Source organism: Pengzhenrongella sp. (assembly GCF_036565025.1).
Lineage (GTDB): Bacteria > Actinomycetota > Actinomycetes > Actinomycetales > Cellulomonadaceae > Pengzhenrongella.
Window position 1 is genome coordinate 1 of record NZ_DATCNW010000099.1, and the last position, 2,611, is coordinate 2,611.

Genomic DNA, 2,611 nt, shown 5'->3' on the forward strand with positions numbered 1-2,611 from the left:
TCCTATAGGACGTCAACGCTCGGACGTTGCGGGAGTCGGGTCGGCGCGGGTCGACATGGGGCCCCCCGCCGAGCGATGTCGACCCCTCAGGAAGACTTGTCTACCCTCTTTCACCCCCGGCCCCCGGTCCCTGACCGCCGGCACCCCGATCCCCGGCCTTCGGACCCCAGCACCCGGCACCCCGGCCCTCGGCCTTCGGGCCCCGGCGCCGGGCACCCCGGCCCTCGGCCCGACGGTCAGGAGCAGTCGGCACCGTCCGTCGGTGCGGAGCATGTGGCTGGTGGGACAGGAGTTGAACGAATTGCCCGTCCAGCGGGTCGTCTCGGTCACTCCTGCACCATGCTCCGCACGGACGGATCAGCCCTCAGCCCTCATACCCCAGACCTCCGAGCTCGGCCGCGGGCCTGGCGCCGCGATCCACAGGTGACTCATGGGGTCGTGATAGGCGTGCCCCAGTCCCGCTGCCTAGTTTCAGCGGCGTCAAACCAAGACCGCCGGCATCGGGATGAAGCAATGCTGCAGAAGTTGAGGCGAACGCGCCCGCGCACGCGGGTGGTCGCCGGGATCCTGGCCGCGCTGGTGGTCGCCGCGGCGGTGTACTGGTTCGGGGTTCGGGGCGCCGCCGCGCAGCCCGCGACGCCCGCCGCGACCACGCGTTCGGTGGCCGCGAGCCTGACGACGTTGGAGAAGAACGTCACGGCGAGCGGGACCCTGGCGCCGACCGTCCAGCAGGACGTGAGCTTCGCGGCCAGCGGCTCGGTCACCGCGGTCAAGGTCGCGGCGGGCCAGCAGGTCAAGGCCGGCCAGACGCTCGCGACCATCGACACCCTCACCCTCAACGCCGACCTGCTCTCGGCCAAGGCGACCCTCGCCTCCGCCCGGGCCAAGCTCGCGGACGCCAAGGACGCCGACGACGGCACGGACGCGGCATCCGCGCAGATCGTGGCGGATGCCGCCCAGGTCGACGTCGCGGTGGCCGCGGTCGACTCGGCGACGACCGCGATGGCCGGCGCCACCCTGACGGCGCCGGTCGCGGGATCGCTCACCGAGGTCAACCTCACCGTCGGCCAGGCGGTCACCGGGTCCGGGGCCGCCGGCTCGGGCGCCGCCTCGGATCCGGGCACGTCGTCCGGTTCGTCGGGCACCGGCACGTCGTCGGGCACGTCCGGCGGCACGACGACCGGCACCACGTCCGGCACCACGTCGTCGTCCACCGCCCAGTTCGTCATCGTCGGCACCGCGGCCTGGCAGGTCGACGTCACGGTCGGCGACGCCGACCTCGCACTCATCGCGGCGGGCGACCAGGCAAAGATCACGCTCGACGGCGCGGACGCCGCGATCTTCGGGACCGTCGCGCAGATCGGGCTGATCTCGACGAGCACCGGCGGGGTCGCGGGCTTCCCGGTCGTGATCGCCGTGACCGGCAAGCCCGCCGGGCTGCACGACGGCGTCTCGGCGGACGTCTCGATCGTGTACGAGCGGCGCGCCAACGTGCTGACGGCGCCCAGCGCCGCGGTCCGCACGGTGGACGGGAAGTCGGTGGTCAGCCAGGCGGGCGCGGGCGACAAGACGGTCAGCACCGAGGTGAAGGTCGGCGAGACGGTCGGCACCTCGACCGAGATCACCTCGGGCCTCGCCGAGGGCGACCAGGTGCTGGTCACGGTCGTGCGCACCGACTCCCAGACCGGCACCGGGACCCAGCAGCGCGGCACCGGGGAGCTGCCGAGCGGCTTCCCGACGGACTTCCCGCCTGCTGTCCGCGATCGACACCGTCGAGGTGGGCCAGAGCGCAGCGCTGACCGTGGCGAGCAGCGACAAGTCGCTCGCGGGCTCGGTCAGCTCGATCGGGGTGCTCGATGCGTCGACGAGCTCGTCCGACCCGACGTACACCGTGGTCATCGCCGTGGGCCATACCGCCGAGCGGCTGTTCGACGGCGCGTCCGCGCAGGTTGCGGTGACCGTCGGGAAACGGGACAAGGCGTTGACGGTGCCGAGTTCCGCCGTGCACGTCGACGGCTCGACCTCGACCGTGCAGGTGCTGCGCGCCGGGAAGCCGTCGACGTGACGGTCGAGACCGGCGCCGTGGGCGTCGAACTGACCGAGATCACCTCCGGGCTGTCCGCCGGCGACCGGGTGGTCCTCGCCGACCTCGGCAAGGCGCTCGCCGGCGCAAACGACACCTCGAGCTCGAGCGGGTTGTCCGGCCTCGGCGGCAGCTCGACCGGCCAGACGGTGCCCGGCGGCCAGCCGCCTGTCGGCTTCCAGCGTCGGACGGGAAGTTGACCGGCGGCTTCCAGGGTCGGTCGGGAAGCTGACCGACCAGCTGATTCCAGGGTCGGTCGGGAAGCTGACCGGCGACCCGTCTCCCCGAGGCGGATCAAACTCCGAAGGGTTCCCGCGGCTCGTCGCACAATCCGTCGCGGCACGGGGTCGGACCCAATGGACGTAACTTAAGGTCCACGCAGGTGGGATCCAGAGGAGGATCCCCGCTCGGGGGCGACTGGCAGGGGGTCCTAAGTTGCGACCATTGGGGCTTGGCGGGTCGGGCCCGGTTGGTTCTCCGCGGCTCGGCCGACTCGGTGGGCTACGCGGCCTCGGGGGACCTCGGGGG

1 protein-coding gene is annotated in these 2,611 nt (G+C 72.5%); it reads left to right on the forward strand.

Going from position 1 to position 2,611, the window contains the following annotated elements; genetic code table 11:
• The first annotated feature begins 513 nt into the window (after positions 1–513).
• A complete protein-coding gene (locus VIM26_RS05540; protein WP_331949350.1) occupies positions 514–2,283 on the forward strand; it encodes an efflux RND transporter periplasmic adaptor subunit in 1,770 nt (589 codons plus the stop codon).
• The last annotated feature ends 328 nt before the right edge of the window (positions 2,284–2,611 follow it).